The sequence below is a fragment of the Xenorhabdus eapokensis genome, from assembly GCF_001908105.1.
Map to the genome: position 1 here is coordinate 104,776 of NZ_MKGQ01000002.1, position 20,162 is coordinate 124,937.

Annotated in this window: 19 protein-coding genes and 2 tRNA genes; 20 read left to right on the forward strand and 1 reads right to left on the reverse strand. The window is 44.0% G+C overall.

Annotation, left to right across the window (positions count from 1 at the left end; translation table 11 throughout):
• Window positions 1–11 precede the first annotated feature (11 nt).
• The 20 genes from Xedl_RS39965 (at window position 12) to aroG (ending at window position 19,295) form a co-directional block, all read left to right on the forward strand.
• Entirely contained in the window at window positions 12–728 is a 717-nt protein-coding gene (locus Xedl_RS39965; protein ID WP_074022386.1) for a succinate dehydrogenase iron-sulfur subunit, read from the forward strand.
• A 334-nt stretch (window positions 729–1,062) separates the two neighbouring features.
• A complete protein-coding gene (gene sucA / locus Xedl_RS39970; protein WP_074022387.1) occupies window positions 1,063–3,870 on the forward strand; it encodes a 2-oxoglutarate dehydrogenase E1 component in 2,808 nt (935 codons plus the stop codon).
• A 14-nt stretch (window positions 3,871–3,884) separates the two neighbouring features.
• Window positions 3,885–5,096, forward strand: coding sequence for a 2-oxoglutarate dehydrogenase complex dihydrolipoyllysine-residue succinyltransferase (gene odhB / locus Xedl_RS39975; RefSeq protein WP_074022388.1), 1,212 nt, complete (start codon window positions 3,885–3,887; stop codon window positions 5,094–5,096).
• A 157-nt stretch (window positions 5,097–5,253) separates the two neighbouring features.
• Window positions 5,254–6,420, forward strand: a complete 1,167-nt coding sequence (gene sucC, locus Xedl_RS39980; RefSeq protein ID WP_074022389.1) for an ADP-forming succinate--CoA ligase subunit beta — start codon at window positions 5,254–5,256, stop codon at window positions 6,418–6,420.
• Entirely contained in the window at window positions 6,420–7,289 is an 870-nt protein-coding gene (sucD, locus tag Xedl_RS39985) for a succinate--CoA ligase subunit alpha (RefSeq protein WP_074022390.1), read from the forward strand. The genes sucC and sucD overlap by 1 nt, the downstream gene beginning before the upstream one ends.
• 641 nt (window positions 7,290–7,930) lie before the next feature.
• Window positions 7,931–9,502 (forward strand): cytochrome ubiquinol oxidase subunit I, encoded by a 1,572-nt coding sequence (gene cydA / locus Xedl_RS39990; RefSeq protein WP_074022391.1) that lies wholly within the window; start codon window positions 7,931–7,933, stop codon window positions 9,500–9,502.
• Between the two features lie 14 nt (window positions 9,503–9,516).
• The gene (cydB, locus tag Xedl_RS39995) at window positions 9,517–10,656 is read left to right on the forward strand and encodes a cytochrome d ubiquinol oxidase subunit II (protein WP_074022392.1); all 1,140 of its coding nucleotides are present in this window, start codon (window positions 9,517–9,519) and stop codon (window positions 10,654–10,656) included.
• A gap of 11 nt (window positions 10,657–10,667) precedes the next feature.
• A complete protein-coding gene (gene cydX, locus Xedl_RS40000; protein ID WP_074022393.1) occupies window positions 10,668–10,784 on the forward strand; it encodes a cytochrome bd-I oxidase subunit CydX in 117 nt (38 codons plus the stop codon).
• Window positions 10,784–11,071 carry a cyd operon protein YbgE gene (gene ybgE, locus Xedl_RS40005; RefSeq protein ID WP_074022394.1) on the forward strand — a complete coding sequence of 96 codons (288 nt, stop codon included), beginning with the start codon at window positions 10,784–10,786 and terminating at the stop codon, window positions 11,069–11,071. The genes cydX and ybgE overlap by 1 nt, the downstream gene beginning before the upstream one ends.
• Before the next feature lie 114 nt (window positions 11,072–11,185).
• The gene (gene ybgC, locus Xedl_RS40010) at window positions 11,186–11,590 is read left to right on the forward strand and encodes a tol-pal system-associated acyl-CoA thioesterase (protein WP_074022395.1); all 405 of its coding nucleotides are present in this window, start codon (window positions 11,186–11,188) and stop codon (window positions 11,588–11,590) included.
• Window positions 11,587–12,276, forward strand: a complete 690-nt coding sequence (gene tolQ / locus Xedl_RS40015; RefSeq protein WP_074022396.1) for a Tol-Pal system protein TolQ — start codon at window positions 11,587–11,589, stop codon at window positions 12,274–12,276. The genes ybgC and tolQ overlap by 4 nt, the downstream gene beginning before the upstream one ends.
• Before the next feature lie 24 nt (window positions 12,277–12,300).
• On the forward strand, window positions 12,301–12,732 hold the full coding sequence (gene tolR, locus Xedl_RS40020; protein ID WP_074022397.1) for a colicin uptake protein TolR: 432 nt from the start codon (window positions 12,301–12,303) through the stop codon (window positions 12,730–12,732).
• A 35-nt stretch (window positions 12,733–12,767) separates the two neighbouring features.
• Window positions 12,768–13,853, forward strand: a complete 1,086-nt coding sequence (tolA, locus tag Xedl_RS40025) for a cell envelope integrity protein TolA (RefSeq protein WP_074022398.1) — start codon at window positions 12,768–12,770, stop codon at window positions 13,851–13,853.
• A 189-nt stretch (window positions 13,854–14,042) separates the two neighbouring features.
• Window positions 14,043–15,329, forward strand: a complete 1,287-nt coding sequence (gene tolB / locus Xedl_RS40030) for a Tol-Pal system beta propeller repeat protein TolB (protein WP_208605021.1) — start codon at window positions 14,043–14,045, stop codon at window positions 15,327–15,329.
• 42 nt (window positions 15,330–15,371) lie between these two features.
• Entirely contained in the window at window positions 15,372–15,872 is a 501-nt protein-coding gene (gene pal / locus Xedl_RS40035; protein ID WP_074022399.1) for a peptidoglycan-associated lipoprotein Pal, read from the forward strand.
• Between the two features lie 9 nt (window positions 15,873–15,881).
• The gene (gene cpoB, locus Xedl_RS40040) at window positions 15,882–16,658 is read left to right on the forward strand and encodes a cell division protein CpoB (protein WP_074022400.1); all 777 of its coding nucleotides are present in this window, start codon (window positions 15,882–15,884) and stop codon (window positions 16,656–16,658) included.
• Window positions 16,659–16,814: 156 nt separating this feature from the next.
• Window positions 16,815–16,890 (forward strand) — tRNA-Lys (locus tag Xedl_RS40045).
• A 32-nt stretch (window positions 16,891–16,922) separates the two neighbouring features.
• Window positions 16,923–16,998: transfer RNA gene (locus Xedl_RS40050), tRNA-Lys, on the forward strand.
• Between the two features lie 287 nt (window positions 16,999–17,285).
• Complete coding sequence (gene pnuC, locus Xedl_RS40055; RefSeq protein WP_074022401.1) at window positions 17,286–18,011, forward strand: nicotinamide riboside transporter PnuC; 726 nt, start codon at window positions 17,286–17,288, stop codon at window positions 18,009–18,011.
• 231 nt (window positions 18,012–18,242) lie between these two features.
• The gene (gene aroG, locus Xedl_RS40060) at window positions 18,243–19,295 is read left to right on the forward strand and encodes a 3-deoxy-7-phosphoheptulonate synthase AroG (RefSeq protein ID WP_074022402.1); all 1,053 of its coding nucleotides are present in this window, start codon (window positions 18,243–18,245) and stop codon (window positions 19,293–19,295) included.
• Window positions 19,296–19,368: 73 nt separating this feature from the next.
• Here the strand turns inward: aroG and gpmA are convergent, their stop codons facing one another.
• A complete protein-coding gene (gpmA, locus tag Xedl_RS40065; protein WP_074018398.1) occupies window positions 19,369–20,121 on the reverse strand; it encodes a 2,3-diphosphoglycerate-dependent phosphoglycerate mutase in 753 nt (250 codons plus the stop codon).
• Window positions 20,122–20,162: the final 41 nt, after the last annotated feature.

Consider the following 20,162-nt stretch of genomic DNA (forward strand, 5'->3'; position numbering starts at 1 on the left):
AGAAATAGATTATGAAACTTGAATTTTCAATTTATCGTTATAATCCAGATGTCGATGATGTTCCTCGTATGCAGGACTACATACTGGAAGCACAGGAAGGGCGCGACATGATGTTGCTGGATGCGCTCATCCAGCTAAAAGAGCAAGATCCAACCTTATCATTCCGCCGCTCTTGCCGTGAGGGTGTTTGTGGTTCTGATGGCGTGAATATGAACGGTAAAAACGGGTTGGCATGTATTACACCCATTTCAGCGTTGCGTCGTGGCAATAAGAAAATTGTTATTCGCCCATTGCCTGGTCTGCCTGTGGTTCGTGATTTGGTTGTTGATATGGGGCAGTTCTACACGCAATATGAAAAAATCCGCCCTTATCTGATTAATGATGGTAAAAATCCACCTGCACGTGAGCACCTGCAATCACCAGTACAGCGTGAAAAGCTGGATGGTTTGTATGAGTGTATCTTATGTGCTTGTTGTTCAACATCTTGCCCATCATTCTGGTGGAATCCAGATAAATTTATCGGTCCAGCCGGTCTTTTAGCGGCATATCGTTTTCTGATTGACAGCCGTGACACTGAGACAAGTTCACGATTGGATAATCTCAATGATGCATTCAGTGTTTTCCGTTGCCACGGAATTATGAATTGCGTCAATGTATGTCCTAAAGGATTAAATCCGACAAAAGCGATTGGTCATATTAAATCTATGTTGCTGAAACACAGTGCATAGCGAAATAAAAAGTTGTGTATAAATAACACATAAATAGTGTGTAAATAGTGCATATAATGTTGCCCTCCACAATTTTGAAATAAATATCAAATCAGTGGAGGGCATAAAGAATGGAAAATGATAAATTGCCTGCTGCTAAAGACGAAGTATGTTGCTAAATAAAGGAACCTTTAAAAATTGATATTCAATTTTTAAAGGTTCCTTGAAGGGTAGGAAAACCCATAGAAGAACATGCATTAAGCACGTCCAAATGAACCTTTTATCAACACCGCTAATTAAGCGGTATTTGTTAACCACGGCGAAAACTAAAGCTTTTAAAGCTTAAGGGATCACAATGCAGAACGGCGCAATGAAGGACTGGCTGGACTCAAGCTTTCTGGCTGGTGCAAACCAGTCTTACATAGAGCAAATCTATGAAGACTATATAACCGATCCTAATTCTGTTGATGCAAGTTGGAGAGAAATTTTCCAACAATTACCAGATGCAGGACTTAGCGGCGAACAACTTCACTCACAGACACGCGATTATTTCCGTCGTCTGGCAAAGGATGCCACGCGTTACCACACTTCAGTCAGCGATCCAGCAATGGATGCAAAACAAGTCAAAGTTTTGCAGCTCATCAATGCATTCCGCTTCCGCGGACACCAACATGCAAACCTTGATCCATTGGGATTATGGAAACAGGAACCTGTATCTGATCTTGATCCTGCTTTCCATAATTTAACAAAAGCGGATTTTGAAGAAACGTTTAATGTAGGCTCTTTTGCCATTGGTAAAGAGACAATGAAATTGGCTGATCTGTATGACGCGCTGAAACGCATTTATTGTGGTTCAATTGGCGCGGAATATATGCACATCACCAACACGGAAGAAAAACGTTGGCTCCAGCAACGTTTAGAGTCAGTGGCAGTAAGTTCACAGTTTAGTGCAGAAGAAAAGCGTCGTTTCCTGAAAGAATTAACATCAGCGGAAGGTCTGGAACGTTATTTAGGTGCCAAGTTCCCAGGGGCGAAACGTTTTTCCCTGGAAGGTGGCGACGCACTTATCCCTATGTTAAAAGAGTTGATCCGTCACGCAGGTAAACAAAGTACCCGCGAAGTGGTATTGGGAATGGCTCATCGTGGTCGTCTCAACGTTCTGGTCAATCTTTTGGGTAAAAAACCGATTGATCTGTTTGACGAATTTGCGGGTAAACATAAAGAGCATCTGGGCACAGGTGACGTAAAATATCATCAAGGTTTTTCTTCTGATTTTGCAACCGAAGGTGGTTTGGTGCATTTGGCTCTGGCCTTTAACCCCTCTCACCTTGAGATTGTCAGCCCTGTTGTTATCGGCTCTGTACGTGCCCGCCGTGATCGTCTTGATGAAGGTCGCAGTAACATGGTTCTGCCGGTCACCATCCACGGCGATGCCGCAGTTACAGGACAGGGGATTGTTCAGGAAACACTGAATATGTCTCAGGCTCGCGGGTATGAAGTGGGTGGTACTGTTCGTATCGTCGTAAATAACCAGATTGGTTTCACCACTTCTAACCCGAAAGATGCGCGTTCAACACAATACTGTACTGATATTGTGAAAATGGTTCAGGCGCCGATTTTCCACGTTAATGCAGATGATCCGGAAGCTGTTGCATTCGTCACACGTCTGGCGCTTGACTTCCGTAACACCTTCAAACGTGACGTGATGATCGATCTGGTTTGTTACCGTCGCCACGGTCATAACGAAGCTGATGAGCCGAGTGCAACTCAGCCATTGATGTACCAGCAAATCAAAAAACAGCCAACTGCCCGTAAAATCTATGCAGATAAGCTGGTAGCAGAAGGCTTGCTGGAAGCCAACGACGTTACTGAGATGGTGAATCTGTACCGTGATGCACTGGATCATGGTGAGTGTGTAGTCGATGAATGGCGTCCAATGGGGCTGCATTCATTCACATGGGAACCCTATCTGAACCACGAATGGGATGAAGAGTATCCACATAAGATGGATATGAAACGTCTGCAAGATCTTGGCAAAAGCATCAGCACCGTTCCTGCCGAAGTAGTCATGCACTCACGTGTTGCGAAAATCTATGGCGACCGTGCAGAAATGGCTAATGGCAATAAATTGTTTGACTGGGGTGCTGCGGAAACACTGGCTTACGCGACCTTGGTTGATGAAGGTATTCCTGTCCGTATCTCTGGTGAAGATGCAGGACGTGGTACTTTCTTCCACCGTCATGCTGTTGTCCATAACCAAAACAATGCTTCTGTTTATGTGCCCTTGGCAAATATCCACAATGGACAGGGTGTATTTAACGTATGGGATTCTGTCCTTTCAGAAGAAGCTGTACTGGCATTTGAGTACGGTTATGCAACAACTGAACCTCGTACCCTGACAATTTGGGAAGCTCAATTTGGTGACTTTGCCAACGTAGCTCAGGTGGTGATTGACCAATTTATCAGTTCTGGTGAACAGAAATGGGGTCGTATGTGTGGCTTGGTTATGCTGCTGCCACATGGCTATGAAGGGCAGGGACCAGAGCACTCGTCGGCACGTCTGGAGCGTTATCTGCAACTGTGTGCTGAACAAAACATGCAGGTTTGCGTACCATCGTCACCAGCCCAGGTTTATCACATGCTGCGTCGTCAGGCTCTGCGTGGTATGCGTCGTCCGCTCATCGTTATGTCACCTAAATCGCTACTGCGTCATCCACTGGCGGTGTCTACTCTGGATGAATTGGCGAATGGCAAATTTGAGCCAGTGATTGGTGAAATTGACACCTTGGATCCAAAAGGTGTTAAGCGCGTAGTGCTTTGTTCCGGTAAAGTTTATTACGATCTGCTGGAGCAGCGTCGTAAGAATGAACAGACCGATGTTGCTATTGTGCGTATTGAACAGTTGTATCCATTCCCACGTCAGCACCTGCAAGCTCAGTTTGAGCAGTATGCTCATGTCCATGACTTTGTCTGGTGCCAGGAAGAGCCACTGAACCAAGGGGCTTGGTATTGCAGTCAACATAATTTCCGTGAAGCAATCCCATTTGGGGCTTCTTTACGTTATGCAGGTCGTCCGGCATCTGCTTCCCCAGCGGTGGGATATACGTCTGTTCACCAGCAGCAACAGCAAGCACTGGTTAATGACGCACTGAACGTTGAATAAATTAAGGATAGAAAATGAGTAGCGTAGAAATTCTGGTTCCAGACCTTCCTGAATCTGTTGCAGATGCCACTGTGGCAACATGGCATAAAAAACCAGGTGACACCATAGAGCGTGATGAAGTACTGGTTGAAATTGAAACGGATAAAGTTGTTTTGGAAGTACCAGCAAGTGAAGCCGGTGTGTTGGAATCTATTTTGGAAGAAGAGGGTGCCACCGTACTGTCCAAACAACTGTTAGGTCGTATCCGTTTGGGTGACAGCACGGGTATACCTGCCGAAGTAAAAGCAAAAACAGAGGCCACACCAGCACAGCGTCAGACCGCGTCTTTGGAAGAAGAAAACAACGATGCACTAAGCCCTGCTGTTCGTCGTCTGATTGCAGAGCATGATTTAGATCCTGCTGCAATTAAAGGCAGTGGTGTTGGTGGCCGTATTATCCGTGAAGACATCGAAAAATATATCGCTGCAAATAAAAAAGAGAATAATAAGCCTGCTGCCTCTGCTGAACAGCCATCCTTATTACCACATCGCAGTGAAAAACGTGTCCCAATGACGCGTCTGCGCAAGCGTGTTGCAGAACGTTTGCTTGAAGCGAAGAACAATACGGCAATGCTGACAACTTTCAATGAAGTCAACATGAAGCCAATTCAGGAATTGCGCAAGCAGTATGGCGATGCGTTTGAGAAACGTCATGGTGTGCGTCTGGGCTTCATGTCTTTCTATGTGAAAGCGGTTGTTGAAGCGTTAAAACGCTATCCAGAAGTGAACGCTTCCATTGATGGTACAGATGTGGTTTACCACAACTATTTTGATATCAGTATTGCTGTATCTACACCACGTGGTCTGGTTACACCGGTATTGCGTGATGCTGATGCATTGAGTATGGCTGATATTGAGAAAAGCATCAAAGAGCTGGCTATCAAAGGCCGCGACGGTAAATTGACTGTTGAAGAACTCACCGGTGGTAACTTCACCATTACTAACGGCGGTGTTTTCGGTTCCCTGATGTCCACCCCGATCATTAACCCACCACAAAGCGCGATCCTTGGTATGCATGCCATTAAAGATCGCCCAATGGCGGTAAATGGTCAGGTTGAGATCCTCCCGATGATGTACCTGGCACTGTCCTATGACCACCGTCTGATTGACGGTCGTGAGTCAGTCGGCTTCCTGGTGACCATCAAAGAAATGCTGGAAGATCCAACACGTTTGTTGCTGGATGTATAGCATCACTATCGGCGGAGGGTGTTAACTCCGTCAGTCTGAAGTAGTACGACGTTGATGTAAAAATATATGCAGGCCAGCCTCTTGGGGCTGGCCATATCCAGAGCAACAAAATAGAAGGTAATTTACCTTTCTTAAATTAAATTATGGATAGAACATCATGAATTTACACGAGTATCAGGCAAAACAACTTTTTGCACGGTATGGTTTACCAGCACCTGCTGGCTATGCTTGTACCACACCGCGCGAAGCAGAAGAAGCAGCATCCAAGATTGGTTCAGGCCCTTGGGTCGTTAAATGTCAGGTTCATGCAGGTGGCCGCGGTAAGGCTGGTGGTGTGAAAGTCGTCAACAGTAAGGAAGATATCCGCACTTTTGCTGAACAATGGCTGGGTAAACGACTGGTAACTTACCAGACAGATGCGCAGGGGCAACCTGTCCATCAGATCCTGGTGGAAGGGGCAACTGATATTGCCAAGGAGCTGTATCTTGGTGCTGTTGTTGACCGCGGTACACGTCGTGTAGTGTTCATGGCCTCTACTGAAGGTGGTGTCGAAATAGAAAAAGTGGCGGAAGAGACGCCTGAACTCATTCATAAAGCCATTATCGACCCACTGTCTGGCCCTATGCCGTATCAAGGCCGTGAATTGGCGTTCAAACTTGGCTTGACTGGTAAACAAGTTGGTCAATTCACCAAGATTTTCTTGGGGTTGGCGAACCTGTTCTTAGAGCGTGATTTGGCATTAGTCGAAATCAACCCTTTAGTGATCACAACGCAGGGTGATCTGGTTTGCTTGGATGGAAAATTGAGCGCTGATGGTAATGCGATGTTCCGTCAGGCTGAACTGCGTGAAATGCACGACCCTTCACAGGAAGATCCGCGTGAAGCTCAGGCTGCACAATGGGAACTGAACTATGTTGCGCTGGATGGCAACATTGGTTGTATGGTGAATGGCGCAGGTCTGGCAATGGGAACGATGGACATTGTCAAACTGCATGGTGGCGCGCCGGCAAACTTCCTTGATGTAGGTGGTGGTGCAACAAAAGAACGTGTTACTGAAGCATTTAAGATCATCTTATCAGATGAAAATGTTAAAGCTGTTTTGGTTAATATCTTTGGTGGTATCGTCCGCTGTGACTTGATTGCTGACGGCATTATTGGTGCGGTGGAAGAAGTGGGTGTGAACGTACCGGTAGTCGTTCGTCTGGAAGGAAACAATGCTGAACTGGGCGCTAAAAAACTGGCGGATAGTGGTTTGAACATCATTGCAGCTACCAGTTTGACAGACGCAGCTAAACAGGCAGTAGCAGCAGCGGGGAATAAATAATGTCTATTTTAATCGATAAAAACACCAAAGTGATTTGTCAGGGTTTTACTGGCAGCCAGGGTACTTTTCACTCTGAACAAGCGATAGCTTACGGTACTCAAATGGTGGGTGGCGTAACACCGGGTAAAGGTGGCACTGAGCATTTAGGATTACCGGTGTTCAACACCGTACGTGAAGCCGTTGAAGCAACGGGGGCAACCGCTTCTGTCATCTACGTTCCGGCGCCATTCTGTAAAGATTCCATTCTGGAAGCGATTGATGCAGGCATTAAACTGATCATTACGATTACAGAAGGTATTCCAACACTCGATATGTTGACAGTTAAGAAAAAACTGGATCAAGCCGGTGTTCGTATGATTGGCCCTAACTGTCCGGGAGTAATTACACCGGCTGAATGTAAGATCGGTATTATGCCTGGCCATATTCACAAGTCAGGTAAAGTGGGCATTGTTTCCCGTTCAGGCACGTTGACTTATGAAGCAGTTAAACAGACCACAGATGCTGGATTAGGGCAATCTACCTGTGTTGGTATTGGTGGTGACCCGATCCCAGGCTCAAACTTCATTGATATTCTGCAACTGTTCCAGGAAGATCCGCAGACAGAAGCGATTGTCATGATTGGTGAAATTGGTGGTACAGCCGAAGAAGAAGCTGCGGCCTATATCAAAGAACATGTCACTAAACCAGTTGTTGCTTATATTGCTGGTGTGACTGCACCTAAAGGTAAGCGCATGGGTCATGCCGGAGCGATTATCGCAGGTGGTAAAGGGACAGCAGATGAGAAATTTGCTGCACTGGAAGCTGCGGGTGTGAAGACTGTCCGTAGCCTTGCAGACATTGGCGATGCTGTAAAAGCGTTATTGGTATAAGAGTCACAAAATAAACTATTTTTATAGAAAAAGGCTGCCTCAGGGTGGCCTTTTGTTTTTATTTATAATATTAACAGTAAGTTAGTTCATTTATAAGATAAGTTATTTCTCAATTTAATTGAGCTGGATTTTAGGAAAACCTATTTATTTGATTAATTAAATTGGAAATATCGGAAAAATATATTTTTTAAAGAATGAAAACGAAAAGTTAATTTTCTAACGAATTTTACAGCAAAAAATAAATTACAAATCATCGCAAATAACAACTTATTAACATGAAGTAAACTATAATGAAATAATAACTGTAAAGATTAACAAAAAAAGGAAAAAATTGACTAAAATCAATTTATTACTCTGGATTGTATTCGCTAAACTTGATTAAATTGATCTAGTATATATAGATATTAGACTGAGAATGTATGGTGTTGTTGACCTATATTCAGAATTCTAAGCTGAGTCACGTAAAAGCTATTTATTGTATGTGAATATAAGCGTAATATTATTGTGGTATCTATTGAATTTTTGATTTTGTAATTCATTGTTGTGTTTGAGGCATTTATTGCTGGTAGTTACGAGACTTTCGTTTTACGAAGTCGGGTTGCCGCAAGTCGGTGTCTTCCTGCTAGGAGCAAGGAGTCAAGATGTTTGATATTGTCGAACTGTCACGATTACAGTTTGCTTTAACTGCCATGTACCATTTTCTGTTCGTACCATTGACGCTCGGTATGGCATTTTTGCTTGCGATCATGGAAACGGTATATGTCCTTTCTGGCAAACAAATCTATAAAGATATGACAAAATTCTGGGGTAAGTTATTTGGTATCAACTTTGCTCTGGGTGTCGCAACGGGCTTGACCATGGAATTCCAGTTCGGAACCAACTGGTCATATTTCTCACATTATGTTGGTGATATTTTTGGTGCGCCTCTGGCCATCGAAGGTTTGATGGCATTTTTCCTCGAATCCACATTCGTTGGCCTGTTTTTCTTCGGATGGGATCGACTGAGCAAAAAACAACACCTGGCGGTTACCTGGCTGGTTGCATTAGGCTCTAACTTCTCTGCATTGTGGATCCTGATTGCGAATGGTTGGATGCAAAACCCGATTGCGTCTGACTTTAACTTCGAAACCATGCGAATGGAAATGGTGAGTTTCAGCGAACTGGTACTTAACCCCGTTGCACAGGTGAAATTTGTCCACACTGTTGCAGCCGGTTATGTTACTGGTGCCATTTTTGTATTGGGTATCAGCTCTTACTATCTGCTGAAAGGGCGTGATTTGGCGTTTGCCAAACGTTCTTTTGCGATTGCAGCAAGTTTTGGTATGGCTGCGGTACTGTCTGTCATCGTTCTGGGTGATGAATCCGGATATGAAATGGGGGACGTGCAGAAAACCAAATTGGCAGCAATCGAAGCAGAATGGGAAACTCAGCCGCCTCCAGCTTCATTCACGCTGATTGGTCTTCCTGATCAGGACAAAATGGAAAATAAATATTCCATCCAAATTCCTTACGTTTTAGGTTTGATTGCTACCCGCTCCACAGATACACCGGTTGTTGGTTTGCGTGATTTGATGAGCCAGCATGAGCAGCGTATTCGTAACGGTATTAAAGCCTATGAATTACTAGAAGAACTGCGTGCCGGTAATGTTGATCCAAGTGTCCGCAGTGCATTCAATGAAAGTAAGAAAGATCTTGGCTATGGCATGCTCGTGAAGCGTTATACCCAAAACGTAACTGATGCGACAGAAGAGCAAATTAAAGCCGCCGCGAAAGATTCTATTCCACGCGTAGCACCACTCTACTTTGCCTTCCGCATCATGGTTGCTGCTGGCTTTATTATGCTGTTGGTTATCGGTCTGTCGTTCCTGAGTGTTTTGCGTAACCGTATCGGTCAACATAAATGGTTGCTGCGTGCTGCATTGTTCAGCATTCCATTGCCATGGATTGCCGTTGAAGCAGGTTGGTTTGTCGCAGAATATGGCCGTCAGCCATGGGCGATTGGTGAAGTATTGCCAACTGCTGTCGCGTCTTCAACCCGCAGTGTAGGCGATCTGATTTTCTCAATGGGGCTGATTTGTGGTCTGTACACTTTGTTCTTGATCGCAGAGATGTTCTTGATGTTCAAATTTGCCCGTCTTGGCCCAAGCAGCCTCAAAACTGGACGTTACCATTTTGAACAAAAAACCGCTTCTTCAGCGAATAATATTGAGTAAGCAGGAGTCCACTTATGCTTGATTATGATGTATTACGATTTATATGGTGGCTGCTGATTGGTGTGTTACTGATCGGTTTCACGGTGACTGATGGTTTCGACATGGGAGTTGGTATCCTGCTGCGGATCATTGGTAAAAATGATACCGAACGCCGCATCATGATTAACTCAGTTGCCCCGCATTGGGATGGTAACCAAGTTTGGTTAATTACCGCGGGTGGAGCTCTGTTTGCCGCATGGCCGATGGTATATGCAGCCGCTTTCTCTGGTTTCTATGTGGCAATGATTTTGGTCTTGGCTGCACTGTTTTTCCGTCCGGTTGGCTTCGATTACCGCTCAAAACTGGAAAACAGAAAATGGCGCAATATGTGGGACTGGGGGCTGGTTATCGGTAGCTTCGTACCTGCATTGGTTATCGGGGTGGCATTTGGTAACTTGCTGCAAGGTGTACCGTTAGCGGTAGATTCTTACCTGCGTGTCTCCTATGAGGGTTCATTCTTTGGCTTGCTGAACCCTTATGGGTTGCTGGCAGGGGTGATTAGCCTGATGATGATTGTGACGCAAGGTGCAACTTATCTGCAAATGCGTACAACTGGCGAACTGCATCTGCGTTCCCGTACCGCAACTCATGTTTGTGCAGCGATAACGGCAATTGCATTCTTGTTGGCAGGGATATGGCTGATTTATGGCATTGATGGCTATGTTGTAACGGGAGGATTGGATGTCAATGCAGCATCTAATCCGTTACATAAAGAAGTAGTTCAGCAGGCAGGTGCATGGCTGACTAACTTCAATAACTATCCGGCGCTGTGGGCGATACCTGTATTGGGCGTATTGCTTCCTCTGCTGACTATGCTGACCACTTGGATGGATAAGGGGGCTTGGGCATTTTTGTTCTCATCACTGACAGTAACTTGCATTATCCTGACTTCAGGGATTGCTATGTTCCCGTTTGTGATGCCATCAAGCATTGACCCGAATGTCAGTCTGACTATGTGGGATGCGACATCCAGTCAGTGGACGTTGCAAATTATGTTTGTTGTTGCACTTATCTTCGTTCCTATTGTGCTGTCTTACACCATTTGGTGTTATTACAAGACATTCGGGCGTTTGGATAAGAACTATATTGATAACAACAAACACTCACTGTACTAAGGAGCATAGGCATGTGGTATTTTGCTTGGATTCTCGGAACGCTTTTGGCCTGTAGTTTCGCTGTCATTGCTGCCTTGGCACTTGAGCATAGCGAATCACCAAAAACCCCAGAGAGTGACAAAAAATAATGTTGGTTGATAAATGTTACCAACTTATGGATAAGCGCCCATTGAGGGCGCTTATCCTCATCATCGCTTTAGCACTTGCTATATGTGTGTTTTGGGAGCCTGCGCGTTTTGCTGCCAACACCAGTTCACTACAAATATGGCAAGGTATTTTATTGATCTGGGCAGTTTGTTCTGGCGTTACTTTTGGTGTCGGTTTTCACCCTAACCGTATTATCTGGCGATTGTTTTTTCATCCGTTACCCGCATTTTTCATTCTTCTTTTTGGCTTATATCATTTCTTTAAGTAAACTAATTGTAATTTTATAGGCTGACGGCCTATAAATTTTTTTTACTGACAAGTCATTCCAAAGCGCTATTGTCTTAAGTATAGTGACAGCGTCAATTCACCTAATTAGGATTATGTGAGTAATATGTTATTCCGTTGGCCTATCCGTGTTTACTACGAAGACACAGATGCTAGTGGTGTGGTTTATCACGCTCGGTATTTGGGGTTTTACGAAAGAGCTCGTACAGAAATGTTGCGGGAAAAAGGCTTCAACCAACAGTCTATGCTGGATGAGCAGGTTGGCTTTGTTGTTAGTCGTATGACGATTGACTACCGGAAACCAGCAAAACTGGATGACCAACTGATTGTTGAAAGCGAAGTTACGAATATTCGTGGCGCTTCTCTGACATTTATTCAACGAATTGTTGATTGCAATGGCGTAGTTGTCGGCAGCGCGGAATGCCTGGTTGTCTACGTGAATTCATCTCAAATGAAGCCGATTGCGCTTCCAAAGTCTATTGTCGCGGAGTTTAAGCAGTGACTGACATGAACATCCTTGATTTATTTCTTAAGGCAGGTTTCTTAGTGCAGCTAATCATGTTGATTTTGATTGGCTTCTCTATCGTCTCTTGGGCAATCATTATTCAACGGACAAAAATTCTTAATGCCGCAAGCCGTGAGGCAGATGCATTTGAAGATAAGTTTTGGTCTGGTATTGAATTATCTCGCCTTTACAAAGAAAGTCAGTCACGCCGTGATTCACTAAGTGGCACTGAGCAAATCTTCCATTCTGGGTTTAAAGAATTTTCTCGTTTACATCAGGCAAATAACCATGCCCCAGAAGCTGTTATTACAGGGGCTTCCCGTGCCATGCGTATTTCACTAAACCGTGAATTGGAAGTATTGGAAAATCACATTCCATTTCTGGGGACGGTAGGCTCCATCAGCCCTTATATTGGTTTATTTGGTACGGTCTGGGGGATCATGCATGCCTTTATTGCCTTGGGGGCGGTCAAACAAGCCACTTTGCAAATGGTTGCTCCTGGTATTGCTGAAGCTTTAATTGCAACAGCTATTGGTCTGTTTGCCGCAATTCCTGCGGTGATGGCCTATAACCGCCTGAACCAGCGCGTTAACAAACTGGAACAAGTTTACGATAATTTTATGGAAGAGTTTCTGGCTATCCTGCATCGTCAGGCTTTTGCTTCCAATACCAATAAGTCGTAATAAATCGTAAGGGGAAATCAGCGAATGGCGCGCACTCGTAGTCGCAGACGTGAGCTAAAATCCGAGATCAATATCGTCCCCTTGCTGGACGTGTTGCTGGTATTACTGCTTATTTTTATGGCAACAGCACCGATTATCACGCAAAGCGTAGAAGTCGACTTACCTGATTCGGTGGATTCAAAGACAGTTTCCAGCACTGATAATCCGCCGGTCATTGTGGAAGTTTCTGGGGTAGGGCAGTACAGCATGATTGTTAATCAGGAACGCTTGGAATTATTACCTGAACAGCAAATCGTTGCAGAAGCTCAAACCGTGATGAAAGCCAATCCGAAAACGGTTTTCCTGATTGGTGGTTCTAAGGAAGTTCCTTATGATGAAATTATCAAGGCGTTGAATATGCTTCGTCAGGCAGGTGTAAAATCGGTGGGTTTAATGACCCAACCTATTGGTGCCTGACGGCGGTAGTTACTTAAAGTTTCTGGATGTCGAGCGTGGGAAGAACAAGCGAGCAAAATAATAGGCTGAATCGCGCCATTATCATTTCGGTAATATTGCACATTATCCTGATCGGGTTTCTGATTTGGGGTTCTTTGGTGCAAAAAACAGAAATGGGGGGCGGTGGACAAGATGGGACTGTCATTGATGCTGTTATGGTTGATCCGAATGCGGTCGTTCAGCAATATAACCAACAACAACAGCAACAGGCTAATGCAAAGTTAGCTGAACAGCAACGGAAGAAAAAAGCTGAGCAACAGGCGGCTGAATTGCGGGCAAAGCAGGCGGAAGAACAGGAACGCTTGAAAGTGGCGGAAGAAGAGCGAATTAAGGCACTACAGGAAGCTGAAGCGCAGAAAAAACAGTCTGCGGTTGCTGCCGCTAAGGCACGTGAAGAGCAGGAACAGGCTGATGCCGCCGCTGCTAAAGCGCGTGAAGATCAAAAACAGGCAGAAGAAGCGGCTGCAAAAGCACTGGCAGAAAAAGAACGAATTCTAAAAGAGCAAGCTGAAGCCCGACAGAAAGCGGAAGCCCAGGCGAAGAAAGAAGCGGAAGAGGTGACAAAACGTAAAGCGGCGGCTGAGGCAAAAGCTAAAGCGGAAGCCGAAGCGAAGGCTAAGGCAACAGCAGAAGAGAAAGCCAAGGCAGAAGCAGAGGCTAAAGCAAAAGCAGCCGCAAAATCTAAGGCAGAAGCGGCAAAGCAAGCTCAAACAGTTAATGATCTGTTAGGTGGATTAACGTCTAACACACCTAAGCAGGGTGGAGCGGCTACGGCAGGAAAAGGTGGCGGTAAGAAAAGTGGTCTTTCTCAGCAAGATATTAATAGTTATCTGGGAAAAGTTCAGGCTGCCATAGAGAGTAAATTTTACGATTCGAATCTGTATATCGGTCGTACTTGTGATTTAAATATAAAACTGGCGCCAGATGGATTATTGATTGATATCAAAGCGGGTGCGGGTGATCCGGCGTTATGTCGAGCAGCAATTACCGCCGCTAATTTGGCAAAAAAAATGCCACCTCCACCAAGCAAAGAGGTTTATGAATATTTTAAGAGTTTCACACTAGAATTTAAGCCGCATTAAGTTAAATGTTTGGCAGATAATCGTTATGTTCTAGGTAAACTTTCGAATAATTTATATGTACAAACAAAATTATTAGATTTTATTTAGGTATCTAGTTTTGTTTGTTGGCGTTTGTTAGAATCCGGCGAATTATTGCGGCAGGTAAAAGATCGCGATATGGGAGAGATGATGAAGCAAACTTTTAAACAGATGTTTAAAGTCATACTGGGCTTTCTGATGCTATGGGCAGCACTTGCTCATGCAGAGGTTCGTATTGAAATTACACAGGGTGTTGATTCTGCCCGCCCTATTGGGGTTGTTCCATTTAAATGGACTGGGGAAGGCGAATCCCCTGAAAATATTGGTTCAATTATTGCTGCGGATTTGAGAAACAGTGGGAAATTTAATCCGATTGATCCTACTCGTATGCCACAACAACCAACTACCGCATCAGAGGTAACGCCTGCCGCATGGACTGCGTTGGGGATAGATTCAGTTGTTGTTGGACATATTCAGCCTAGTGCGGATGGTAAGTTTTTAGTTTCTTATCAGCTTGTTGATGTTGCCGGTGCACCAGGAACAGTATTGGCACAAGAGCAATTTACAATTGAAAAAAAATGGTTGCGCTTCGCTGCACACACAGTCAGCAATCAGGTTTTTGAAAAACTGACAGGTATTCGCGGTGCATTTACTACCCGTATAGCTTATGTCGTCAAAAATAACAGTGCAGGTAAGTATCCATATGAGCTACGTGTTTCTGATTATGATGGTTATAATCAATCTACCGTACATAGCTCGCCAGAACCACTGATGTCGCCAGCCTGGTCGCCAGATGCTTCCAAACTTGCTTATGTTACATTTGAAGGTGGCCGTTCTGCGTTGATTATTCAAACACTGGCAACAGGTGCTATTCGTCAGGTCGCTTCGTTCCCTCGCCATAACGGAGCACCTGCATTTTCTCCGGATGGAACTAAGCTTGCCTTTGCATTATCTAAAACCGGTAGTTTGAATCTTTACGTGATGGATTTAGCTTCTGGCCAAATTCGCCCGATCACTGATGGCCGCAGTAATAATACTGAGCCAAGCTGGATGCCAGATAACCAGACACTGGTCTATACCTCAGATCAGGGTGGGCGTCCACAATTGTATAAAATCGATATTAATGGCGGTGCTCCACAACGCCTAACTTGGGAAGGATCACAGAACCAAGATGCAGATGTTAGCCCTGACGGTAGTTTTATTGTGATGGTTAGCTCAGCGAGTGGCAGTCAGCATATCGCCAAACAGGATCTGGCAACGGGATCTGTCCAAGTCTTGACAGATACGTTTCTAGATGAAACGCCGAGCATCGCACCTAATGGCACTATGGTGATTTATAGCTCCACTCAAGGGTGGGGAACTGTATTGCAGCTAGTTTCGACTGATGGGCGTTTCAAAGCGCGTCTTCCGGCTACCGATGGACAGGTAAAATCTCCTGCCTGGTCGCCGTATCTGTGATGCATAATAATATGTATGGCAAACTATAAAAGGATCAAAGAGATGCAACTGAACAAAGTGCTAAAAGGGCTGATGTTAGCTTTACCAATCATGGCCGTAGCAGCGTGTAGTTCTAACAAAACTGGCAATAATGATCAGTCGGGTGTAAGCACCGTTGATAATTCTTCTAAGACTCTGTCTGCTGAAGAATTAGCACGTCAGCAGATGCAAGAGCTGCAAAACAACAACATCGTATACTTCGGTTTCGATAAGTACGACATCAACGGCGAATTTGCTCAAATGTTGGATGCACACGCTGCTTTCCTGCGTACTAACCCATCTGTTAAAGTGACTATCGAAGGTCATGCAGACGAGCGCGGTACTCCTGAGTACAACATTGCTCTGGGTGAGCGTCGTGCGAACGCAGTGAAAATGTATCTGCAAGGCAAAGGCGTTTCCGCTGATCAGCTTGCTATCGTTTCTTACGGTAAAGAAAAACCGGCTGTACTTGGCCATGACGAAGCAGCATATGCGAAAAACCGTCGCGCTGTGATCGTATACTAAGAGTAATGCATGAACAGTAACTTCAGACGTTATATGTTGGGTCTGTCGTTATTGGTTGGCGTAGCGGCTCCTTGGGCCGCTACCGCCCAAGCGCCAATCAGTAATGTCGGCTCAGGCTCCACCGATGAGCGCCTCTCCCAATTAGAGCGTATTTCTGACGCTCACAGTCAATTATTAACCCAGCTTCAGCAACAGCTTTCTGACTCTCAGCGTGATATCGATACACTCCGCGGTCAAATTCAGGAAAACCAGTATCAGTTAAATCAGATCATTGAGCGGCAAAAAGATCTTTATCTGCAATTGGATAAAATCACCAATCCATCAAGTGCAGAGGGTTCTGAATCAGGAAATCGTGATGCGGCGTCTTCGGCACAAGTTGGGAATAAACAACCTGCTGGGTCGGCGAGTACAGGCAGTGAAAAAGGTGATTACGATGCCGCTGTCTCTTTGGCTATCAACACCAAGGAATATGATAAAGCGATTGTAGCATTTCAAAACTTTGCCAAAACCTATCCCAAGTCTAAGTACCTGGTGAATGCCAATTATTGGTTAGGTCAGTTGAATTACAACAAAGGCAAGAAAGACGATGCAGCTTATTATTTTGCCACTGTCGTGAAAGACTATCCCAAATCACAAAAAAGTAGTGATTCCCTGTACAAAGTTGGTTTAATCATGCAGGAAAAAGGACAAAAGGATAAAGCAAAAGCGGTTTATCAGCAGGTGATTAAGCAATATCCTGGCACGAATGCAGCAAAAATGGCTGAAAAAAAGCTTTCCGGAATGTAATAATTATCCCCAAAAGGTCAGAAATCGGTCTTTTTGGGGGTGATTGACCGCTTAATAAGCATTTAAACCCGTTTTTTAAAATAAACGTTGCGCCACGCTGAGAAATCAGTAATATATGCCGCCGTTGGCAGGGATAACTGCCAAGCAGATTTAGATGGGTCGTTAGCTCAGTCGGTAGAGCAGTTGACTTTTAATCAATTGGTCGCAGGTTCGAATCCTGCACGACCCACCATCTAAACTCTCACTATCAAGCATTCCCTAGATGGGTCGTTAGCTCAGTCGGTAGAGCAGTTGACTTTTAATCAATTGGTCGCAGGTTCGAATCCTGCACGACCCACCATCTAAATTCTCATCTCAAACATTCTTTAGATAGATCGTCAGCTCAGTCGGTAGTGCAATTGACTTTTAATCGATTGGTTACGACAGATTACTTAATAATTTAATTACTGACTTTACATTTTTCCCTGATCGTTTTTAAATCTTCGAAATAATTAAAGACTTTTTTTCTTAAATTAGCTATCTTGTTTAGTATGTAAAACATAAAGGAGCAAAATAGCCTGTTTATCTCGTAATTTCATATTTTTGTATTGATATACTAAACATTGTTTATGGTAAGGATAAAAAAGTATGGATTTTTTCAACATTAATAACATATTGGTACATATCCCACTGGGAACGGGTGGCTATAATCTTTCATATATTGAAGCGATTGGCACGATAGCAGGTTTGTTATGTATATGGCTTGCTAGTCAGGAAAAAATCATTAATTATCTATTTGGATTAATTAATGTCTCACTCTTTGCTGTCATCTTTTTTCAAATTCAACTCTACGCCAGCCTCATTTTGCAAATCTTTTTCTTCGCGGCCAATATCTATGGTTGGTATGCATGGAGTCGAGTAAATGAGCAAAAACAAATAGAGCTTAAAATCCGGTGGCTCAACCCTAAACAGATGGCTGTTGTTGCCGCGGTTTCCATCTTTGCCATATTGATCATGACATTTAATATCGATCAAATATTTGGTTATATGGCAAAAGTGGTGGTGCTCGCCCTACAGGAAATGGGTTTTAATATCATCATGCCTGATTTGCAGCCTGATGCTTTCCCATTCTGGGATTCAGTGATGACAGTCTTATCCATTGTGGCAATGATACTGATGACGCGTAAGCATGTGGAAAACTGGCTGATTTGGGTGATCATCGATGTTATCAGTGTCGTGATTTATTATTATCAAGGTGTTTTAGCCATGTCGCTGCAATATATTATCCTGACCGGTATTGCAGTTAATGGCGCTCGCCTGTGGATCAAGGCAGCGAAACATAATGAAGAACAACCACAAGAAAATGTAAATTAGCGTTGATCATCGGCCATAGAAATTTCTATGGCCTGTTGTTTGATATTTTCCTATATTCTCTTCTATTAAGCCATTTATTTGAATTAACATCATTTTTACTTCCAATGGTATTTTTCATAAAAAAGTATCCTATTTTTACTCACAAAGATTATTTACAGAACTACGCCTAACAGTTAGATTGAGATCACAAAATGATTTCGGATAACTGTAAACGTATTAGGTGAAAGGATAATGAATTACCAGAATGACGATATAAGAATAAGAAAAATAACAGAATTATTGCCACCAGTTGCATTGCTCGAAAAATTTCCGGCAACAGAAGAGAGTGCTATTACTGTTCACAAAGCACGTGAATCTATTCATAATATTTTAATTGGTGAAGATGATCGTCTATTGGTAGTGATTGGCCCGTGTTCAATTCATGATCCACAAGCGGCGTTAGAATATGCAGAGCGTTTGAATAAATTACGTGAAGAATTGAAAACCGATTTGGAAATTATCATGCGGGTTTACTTTGAAAAGCCCCGCACAACTATCGGCTGGAAAGGATTGATTAACGATCCAAGCATGGATTGTAGTTTTAATATTAATGGCGGATTACGTACTGCCCGTAAGTTATTGCTCGATATTAATAATATGGGGTTACCTGCGGCAGGTGAATTTCTGGATATGATTACTCCTCAGTATTTGGCAGATCTCATGAGCTGGGGCGCAATAGGGGCACGTACAACGGAGTCCCAAATTCATCGCGAATTGGCATCGGGGTTATCCTGTCCGGTTGGTTTCAAAAATGGCACGGATGGAACAATTAAAGTTGCTATTGATGCGATTAATTCAGCTAGCTCATCGCACTGTTTCTTGTCTGTCACAAAATGGGGTCACTCCGCGATTGTTAATACAGTAGGCAACCAAGATTGCCACATTATTCTGCGTGGTGGCAAAGAACCTAATTATAGTGCCGAACATGTCAGTGCCGTTAAAGAAGGACTACAAAAAGCCGGTTTGGCTCCCCGCGTGATGATTGATTTCAGCCATGCCAATAGCGCGAAGCAGTTCAAAAGACAAATGAATGTCGGAGCTGATGTTTGCGGTCAGATTGCGGGTGGTGAAAATGCGATCATTGGTGTTATGGTTGAAAGCCATCTGGTTGAAGGAAACCAAAACCTGGAGAGTGGCAAGCCTTTTGTTTATGGTCAAAGTGTGACCGATGGTTGTATTGGCTGGGAAGATACCGAAACGTTACTGCGTCAGTTGTCTCAGGCCGTTCAGAACCGCAGAAGCTAATTTATTGTAAAAATGCCATAAAAAAGCCGGATTAATTTCCGGCTTTTAACATTCTTTTTATGCGATGTGAGGATTACTTCGCTTTACCCTGATTTGCAACTGCTGCCGCTTTTGCCGCGATTTCATCAGCGTTGCCCAGATAGTAGTGTTTGATAGGCTTCATGTTTTCATCAAACTCATAAACCAGTGGTACAGCAGTTGGAATATTCAGTTCAAGAATTTCTTCTTCACTCATATTATCCAGATACTTCACCAATGCCCGCAGGGAGTTACCGTGAGCAGCGATAATGACTTTTTCGCCTTTTTCTACGCGTGGCTTGATAACTTCTTCCCAATAAGGAATAACACGTTCGATAGTAGTAGCAAGGCTTTCAGTGACTGGGAGTTCTTCTGGTTTCAGGCTTGCGTAACGAGGATCGTGGCCTGGGTAGCGTTCATCATCTTTGGTCAAATCAGGAGGAGTAATAGCGAAGCCACGACGCCACAATTTAACTTGATCATCGCCGTATTTGGCTGCGGTTTCTGCTTTATCCAGACCTTGTAATGCGCCGTAGTGACGTTCATTCAGTTTCCAGCTTTTCTCAACGGGCAGCCATTGCTGATCAACCTGATCCAGAATGTTCCACAAAGTGTGAATAGCACGTTTTAGAACGGAAGTGTAGGCGAAATCAAAAGTGAAACCTTCTTCTTTCAATAGTTGACCAGCTTGTTGTGCTTCAGAGCGGCCTTTATCGGACAATTCAACGTCAGTCCAGCCAGTAAAACGGTTCTCTTTGTTCCACTCGCTTTCTCCGTGCCTTACAAGAACCAGTTTAGTTACAGCCATAGCTTAAACTCCTATCAGTACTTTTTAATACAAAATGAAAA

What these genes read in the sequence shown, in the direction of transcription:
- aroG (WP_074022402.1), top strand. Translation starts at nt 18,243, where the DNA reads ATGAATTACCAGAATGACGATATAAGAATAAGAAAAATAACAGAATTA.
- Xedl_RS39965 (WP_074022386.1), top strand. Translation starts at nt 12, where the DNA reads ATGAAACTTGAATTTTCAATTTATCGTTATAATCCAGATGTCGATGAT.
- ybgE (WP_074022394.1), top strand. Translation starts at nt 10,784, where the DNA reads ATGTTGGTTGATAAATGTTACCAACTTATGGATAAGCGCCCATTGAGG.
- cpoB (WP_074022400.1), top strand. Translation starts at nt 15,882, where the DNA reads ATGAACAGTAACTTCAGACGTTATATGTTGGGTCTGTCGTTATTGGTT.
- pal (WP_074022399.1), top strand. Translation starts at nt 15,372, where the DNA reads ATGCAACTGAACAAAGTGCTAAAAGGGCTGATGTTAGCTTTACCAATC.
- cydX (WP_074022393.1), top strand. Translation starts at nt 10,668, where the DNA reads ATGTGGTATTTTGCTTGGATTCTCGGAACGCTTTTGGCCTGTAGTTTC.
- odhB (WP_074022388.1), top strand. Translation starts at nt 3,885, where the DNA reads ATGAGTAGCGTAGAAATTCTGGTTCCAGACCTTCCTGAATCTGTTGCA.
- tolR (WP_074022397.1), top strand. Translation starts at nt 12,301, where the DNA reads ATGGCGCGCACTCGTAGTCGCAGACGTGAGCTAAAATCCGAGATCAAT.
- sucC (WP_074022389.1), top strand. Translation starts at nt 5,254, where the DNA reads ATGAATTTACACGAGTATCAGGCAAAACAACTTTTTGCACGGTATGGT.
- sucD (WP_074022390.1), top strand. Translation starts at nt 6,420, where the DNA reads ATGTCTATTTTAATCGATAAAAACACCAAAGTGATTTGTCAGGGTTTT.
- cydB (WP_074022392.1), top strand. Translation starts at nt 9,517, where the DNA reads ATGCTTGATTATGATGTATTACGATTTATATGGTGGCTGCTGATTGGT.
- sucA (WP_074022387.1), top strand. Translation starts at nt 1,063, where the DNA reads ATGCAGAACGGCGCAATGAAGGACTGGCTGGACTCAAGCTTTCTGGCT.
- gpmA (WP_074018398.1), bottom strand. Translation starts at nt 20,121, where the DNA reads ATGGCTGTAACTAAACTGGTTCTTGTAAGGCACGGAGAAAGCGAGTGG.
- cydA (WP_074022391.1), top strand. Translation starts at nt 7,931, where the DNA reads ATGTTTGATATTGTCGAACTGTCACGATTACAGTTTGCTTTAACTGCC.
- pnuC (WP_074022401.1), top strand. Translation starts at nt 17,286, where the DNA reads ATGGATTTTTTCAACATTAATAACATATTGGTACATATCCCACTGGGA.
- tolB (WP_208605021.1), top strand. Translation starts at nt 14,043, where the DNA reads ATGTTTAAAGTCATACTGGGCTTTCTGATGCTATGGGCAGCACTTGCT.